Raw genomic sequence first — 6000 nt, 5'->3', positions numbered from 1 at the left:
GTTAATCATGCAGAGCTGGAAAGCAAACTGCTGGCTGTGGCAACCGCAGCAGACCAGCCAGAAGTGCATTTGCGTCCAGTGGCTGTGGTACCGTACAAATCGGTGGCCGCGGTGATGGCAGCAGCGCAGCGTCTGGGTGTGACCAAGATCGGCATGGTCGGGAATGAACAGTTCTTGAAATAAACACGATGGCGCATCAATGCAAAAAGGCAGGTTTTCCTGCCTTTTTGCTTTTGTACTCAGCACATTACATTACAGTCGGCAACTGCCCTCAGCCATTTACGGGCACAGCCTCATAGAGTTCCAGCGGCAAGCCATCGGGGTCAGCAAAAAACACGAAGCGCCTGTTGGTGAATTCATCAATACGTATCGCCTCTACAGCTATGCCCTGCGCTTCCAGCAGTGCCTTGCAGGCAGCTACATCATCCACTTCAAATGCCAGATGACGCAAGCCCTGTGCTTCAGGACGTGAAGGCCTGGCTGGCGCATCAGGGAAGGAAAACAGTTCAAGCTGGGAACCATCAGGCAAGGCCAGGTCCAGCTTGTACGACTGTCTTTCTACCCTGTAATTTTCTGCAATGATGCGCAGGCCCAGGCATTCAGTATAGAAATGCCTGGAAACTGCATAATCAGCGCAAATAATGGCAACGTGATGAATGCGCTTGAGCATATTCATGACCAACCGTCACAGCCAGACTTACTGTTTTTCCATGAAGGCAAAATACAGGTCACGCGCACGGGTGGCTATTTCACCTACCGGCAACTGGCGGTCTTCATAACGGGTGCACGGTGTGACTTTTGCAAAATTGCCGGTATTGAAAATCTCTTTGGCATGCAACAGTTCTTCCGGCTTGACCGTGCGCTCTGACACTTGCTTGCCATCTTCTTTCAACAGGCCGATGACGCGGGCACGGGTGATCCCGGACAAAAAACTGCCATTCGCAACAGGGGTGACAATTTCATTGTCTGCCGTCACAAAAAAGATATTGGCCGTCGCAAATTCAGCCACATTGCCATGCACGTCACAGACCACAGCATTATCGTAGCCACGGTCCTTGGCTTCACGCAAAGCCTTGGTGGAATTTGGATACAGACAGGAAGCCTTGGCATCTGTCGGTGCCATCGAAGGATCGGGGCGACGCAGGCTGGACAGACAGGCAGAAAAGCCCGAGAAAGCCGGCATGGCTGCATCAAACAGCGTCAGCGCAAAACCGGATGTTGTTGGCTCTGGGATCAACAGGCCATCGGTGCCAAATACCAGCGGGCGTATATACAGTTCTGCATCTGCCGGAAACAGGGCGATGCCCTCGCGGCACAAAGCTTCCAGTTCATCCACAGTATATGGACATTGCAAACCCAGCCTTTGTGCCGATTGTATGACCCTTTGCAGATGCAGACGCAAATCCGGTGTCAGGCCGCGTATGGAACGTGCTCCATCAAATACCGAAGAGCCCAGCCAGACGGCATGATCCATTGCTCCAAACAAAGGCGTATTACCTTCGCTCCATTGACCTTTGAAATAAGTGCGGTACATAAGTATTCCTCAACGTTAGAAATCGATGGCGTTTGATTCTACAGCATGCCTGTCTACGCCTGTTCAGCCTGGGCATTGACGTTATCTCCAGATTGAATAGTGCCACCGGGATTCACACTGCGACCGCTGCTTCTGATCACGACATATTGTTTGCGAAATTCAAGACCGCGCTGCGGCCATTTTTCAGCATAGTGTTGCAGATGTTCGGTTGCAGCTAAAAAATCCTCGCCATTCACGCGGCAGTCAGCGGCCAGCTTGCCTTCGTTGTCGCGAGAAGCAAACAGACGCACGCCTAAAAATTGATTGCTCTGCAGCAGATCATGAAAAGCAGGCATGCTTTCCGTGAACAGACAGCAAGGGCAAAACGGGTGCTCTTCCTTGAGCTTGGGTGCGGGCAATGTAGCAAGATGGGCCACCGGCCCCAGTATGACTTGACGGTACACGGCCTTACCCGCAGCAACGTCTGTCTCACTTGCCACATTCATTTCGATGACGGTACAGTCTTTGGGAAATTCACGCGTGGCATCCAGTAAGGCCAGCAAATCCATTCGCGCCCAGGTGCGAAAACCTTCGGTCATGGCCAGCACTTCACTCGTCCCCATTGCATGTTGATATTCACTAAGGCCTTGGGGAAAATATTCAGCATGGCTGACATGGATACGGGTACAGGTTCTGAACTTGTCTTCCGCCAGTGCCACAGTTTCCACCCGCTCGGCACCCAGTACCAGGCCATCTACCAGACGAAGGTAGTTGCCTTGCCATGTGGCCTTGATATCTTCCGCAACCAATACCTCAAACATCATCTGCATCAACACCGGATCTGTTTCAATGGATGGTGCGACTGGGAGTTGTTGCGAAGCAGCCGGGGCAGGAAGCAACTTGGCCTTGGCTGCGTTAAATGCTTTAGTAAATGAATGAACAAGGGACATGGACAGGAGAGAAAAGATAGCAGCAATCAGCCTGCATTGTAACAAGAACGCACCGTGAGCGAGCGAATCCTGTAAATCTGAAAGCAGTTCATGTCTTGATCATGGAAATCAATTCGCGTGCATGGGCAGGCAATTCATCATACTGCCGCACGCAAATCAGCAGTTGCCGCACCGCCCACACATCGGTCAGTTGCAATTGGCTGATCTTCATTATTTTCTCGTAACGCAATGCCGCTGTTTCAGGAATGATGGCAATGCCGGCACCACTTTCCACCATGCTGCAGATGCCGTCAAAGCTACGCAGACGCAACCGGTAATGCAGGCGCTGCCCTAGCCTGGTGGCATGATCATTCAGATATTGTTGCAGTGCGCTGTCACCAGCCAGTCCAACAAAATCATAGGCCAGGCTATCAGCAAATGAAACCCTGCCAGCAGCATCTGCCAGCTCTGTCAAAGGATGTTCACGCGCTGTAACCAGCACCAGTTGATCGTGCCGAAAGGGAAAAGTCTGCAAACCCGCACTACTGACTGTATTGGCCACGATGCCGATATCAGCCTGGCCTTCTATCAGTGCCTGCACAATGTCATTGCTCAATCGTTCTTCCACTTCAATATTCACATGCGGATGCGCATGCATATAGGCCGCCAGAGCCTGTGGCAAAAACTCTGTCAGGGCGGAGGTATTGCATAACAAACGTATATGCCCCTTCAGACCTTGCGCATACTCACCCAGGTCACCGCGCATTCTTTCCATTTGCTGCATCAGCAACCGGGCGTGATGCAATAACGTGCGGCCAGCATCGGTTAATTCTATGCCACGTCGGTTACGTGTCAGCAGGGGTACACCCAACTGTTCTTCCATACCTCGCAAACGAGCACTGGCCGACGCCAATGCCAGATGGCTGCGGTTAGCACCCGCAGTAATGCTGCCCGCTTCCACCACATGCAGAAACAATTGTAAATCGACCAGATCAAAGCGCATTGTGTGGTCCCTATCATCTCGTTCATTTCAGCCTAAGTATAATCCGGAGGCTGGCTGAGTGTATTCCACATTTTCAGTTCTTGCTGGTAATGGCAAACTGTTTGAATGGAAAACTTGCTTAACCTTTTCGGCAGCTACCAGCAGTTCCTGATGATCTGTCTGGTCTTTATACTGGCTGGTATGGTCAAGGGCATTGTGGGTCTGGGCTTGCCAACGGTTGCCATAGGCTTGCTGAGTTTGTCGATGCCGGCCATGGAGGCAGCAGCTTTATTGATCATGCCTTCGCTTTTAACGAATATATGGCAGCTTGCCACTGGCCCTGATCTGCCCCAGTTATTGCATCGCCTGCGCCCCATGCTGCTGGGTATCTGCGCTGGTACATTTGCTTCTGCCCTGCTGCTGACACGTGTCAATGCTTACTGGTCGGATATCGGCCTGGGTCTGGCGCTGATTGTCTACGCAGGCATGGGTCTGGCATCGTTTCACTGGATTATGCCAGTCAGGCTGGAAACCAGAATGGCTTCTGTTGCTGGTACGTTGACGGGCATAGTCACCGCCACCACCGGCGTATTTGTGATGCCATCCGTCCCTTTTTTGCAAACCCTGAACCTGGATAAAGACCACTTAATACAAGCCATGGGCCTGACGTTTACCGTTTCTACCATTGCCCTCGCCGCCAATTTGGCATGGACAGGGCAATGGCACTGGAGTGCTGCAGGCAACTCTCTTTTTGCATTGTTGCCAGCTATTGCCGGTATGCAGCTGGGGCAATTCTTGCGCGGCAAGATGCAGCCTTCGATCTTCAAGCGCTGTTTTTTTATCGGTTTGCTGATGCTGGGGCTGCACTATCTCTGGGGAGCGAGAGGATGACGAACACAATACCCAATAACAATCTGGCAGACACCCTGAAGATCTGCAAGCAGTGTAGTGGCACCGATCAATGCAGTGTCCAATTCAATGCATTCTGGGACAAGCAGCATGTAGGTGCACTTGATTGCAACATCAGTGGCACGCATATCCATATCAACGTCCTGTATGTGAAACCAGCATTTCGCGAACTGGGTATTGCCAGGGCCCTGCTGAATTTCCTGCATTCTGACTTGCCTGGGCTGGAAGTCACCTGTCAGCAAACCCTCAGACCCGCAAGTACCCACTGACAAGACACTTGGTATCAAACTGAGCAACGCAATTGAGCCAACACAAATAGGTCTGTTTGATCTGCCATAACTGCCATACCTGGCATACCTGCCAGTTCGTGCTGTTACGCTCATATGCGTTGCACCATATCAGTGTCAATCTGACTAACACTGACACGGTGTCTTTCAGCTTCAATTATTTACTTACCAAATAACACCCTGCTGCTCAACTATTATTCAACTTTACTTCTGCAGTAAGTGCTGTTCAAAAAAACGGGCGATTTTCTGGTCAACTTCAGCCATCTGACTACGATCAAATCCAGGTGGATCATTAAGCATGTCGCCAACCAATCCTGTCAATCCAGGCGGCAGGGGAGACAACAATGCGCCATGTCCAGCAGCAGGCAAGTCGGCCAAACGCACGCAGCTTTTACAGGTTTGCATGACCAGATCGCTGTGAAAACGCGGTATCAACCACCGGTCTTGTCCTGCTGTGATCAGGGCTACCGGCATCGCCGGATGTTCCAGCGATGTCATGTCAAAGTCAGCAGCAGTCGGTACACCCGCAACCACGGCGGCCACCCTGGGGTCATGGTGTTCACGCGGCGTCGCATCGCTGAAACGATGTCGTATCACCAGCATGGCAGCCCACTTCTTGATGCCATCCAACATCCCGCCCGTCAAACGGGTAATCAGGCCGACACAGGACTGAAAATCTTCTACCAGACTAGCTTCACAATGCTGCCTGAAGCCATCAGGTGACCAGCGCCCGCCAGCCATACTCAGGGCGGTATGCCCACCTGCAGACATACCGTAAATACCCACCTTATCCAGCATCAGCAAAGTTGAAAAACGCGAATCACGCCCGACTGCGTCAATGGCGTGCGACACTTCTGCCGGTCTCAGGGTCCAGCTATCTGGCCCTGGATTACTGTCATCCAGGTAATTATCCGCATAATGTTGAGGCATGGCGACCACAAAGCCGGCTTCAACCAGGGCACGGGCAAGATTGACATGCACCCAGGGGCCACCACCTGAACCGTGTGAAATAACAATCAGGCGTCCATTACCCTTTATCGGTTCGGCCCGATCTGCCAGGTTAAAGACAAAACGCCCGCGTCTGACAGGTTGTTCTTCAGCCTGCGCAGGATAAAACAGGGTAATGGTGCCATCACTGGTTGTCGGAGGTATCTCAGCCAGTCCGACACTTGCGTGCGCCCTGCCTGCAAATAAGAATAGTACGAAGATCAGTAGCGAAAAGAGGTAACGCTGCCAAATCCGTTGAAAGGTAAAAAGAAAAATAGCTAAGTTATGCATAGTCAGACTCCAGTTCATTTGGGAGCCACAAGCGTCTGCCTGTGGTGAACCTGACTATGGGTTTGAAACAATACGATGTCTTGCCAGAGACTGAAAATTGCA

At 51.7% G+C, this 6000-nt stretch carries 8 protein-coding genes; 3 read left to right on the top strand and 5 right to left on the bottom strand.

The features are described from left to right. The coding region (locus tag AC1RVX_RS13505) for an ExbD/TolR family protein (RefSeq protein WP_493217102.1) at positions 1–183 on the top strand (183 nt) is incomplete at its 5' end. A gap of 88 nt (positions 184–271) precedes the next feature. On the opposite strand, the gene gloA2 is transcribed toward AC1RVX_RS13505, so the two are convergent. The 4 genes from gloA2 to AC1RVX_RS13485 form a co-directional block, all read right to left on the bottom strand. Beyond that, positions 272–670 carry an SMU1112c/YaeR family gloxylase I-like metalloprotein gene (gene gloA2 / locus AC1RVX_RS13500; protein WP_493217123.1) on the bottom strand — a complete coding sequence of 133 codons (399 nt, stop codon included), beginning with the start codon at positions 668–670 and terminating at the stop codon, positions 272–274. A gap of 27 nt (positions 671–697) precedes the next feature. Next, positions 698–1534 carry a branched-chain amino acid aminotransferase gene (locus AC1RVX_RS13495; RefSeq protein WP_493217101.1) on the bottom strand — a complete coding sequence of 279 codons (837 nt, stop codon included), beginning with the start codon at positions 1532–1534 and terminating at the stop codon, positions 698–700. Positions 1535–1587: 53 nt separating this feature from the next. Further along, on the bottom strand, positions 1588–2463 hold the full coding sequence (locus AC1RVX_RS13490; protein WP_493217100.1) for a DUF6348 family protein: 876 nt from the start codon (positions 2461–2463) through the stop codon (positions 1588–1590). Positions 2464–2551: 88 nt separating this feature from the next. After that, a complete protein-coding gene (locus AC1RVX_RS13485; RefSeq protein WP_493217099.1) occupies positions 2552–3445 on the bottom strand; it encodes a LysR family transcriptional regulator in 894 nt (297 codons plus the stop codon). 105 nt (positions 3446–3550) lie between these two features. Here AC1RVX_RS13485 and AC1RVX_RS13480 point away from each other — a divergent pair, with 105 nt between their 5' ends. After that, on the top strand, positions 3551–4315 hold the full coding sequence (locus AC1RVX_RS13480; protein ID WP_493217098.1) for a sulfite exporter TauE/SafE family protein: 765 nt from the start codon (positions 3551–3553) through the stop codon (positions 4313–4315). Continuing rightward, positions 4312–4602 (top strand): GNAT family N-acetyltransferase, encoded by a 291-nt coding sequence (locus AC1RVX_RS13475; protein WP_493217097.1) that lies wholly within the window; start codon positions 4312–4314, stop codon positions 4600–4602. Before AC1RVX_RS13480 ends, AC1RVX_RS13475 begins: the two co-directional genes overlap by 4 nt. A gap of 222 nt (positions 4603–4824) precedes the next feature. On the opposite strand, the gene AC1RVX_RS13470 is transcribed toward AC1RVX_RS13475, so the two are convergent. Next, positions 4825–5898 carry an alpha/beta hydrolase family protein gene (locus AC1RVX_RS13470; protein ID WP_493217096.1) on the bottom strand — a complete coding sequence of 358 codons (1074 nt, stop codon included), beginning with the start codon at positions 5896–5898 and terminating at the stop codon, positions 4825–4827. Positions 5899–6000: the final 102 nt, after the last annotated feature.

Source organism: Undibacterium sp. GW821-FHT11B02, assembly GCF_058808955.1.
Note: the sequence above shows the minus strand (reverse complement) of the source record. Positions and strands in the feature narration are given on the sequence as shown.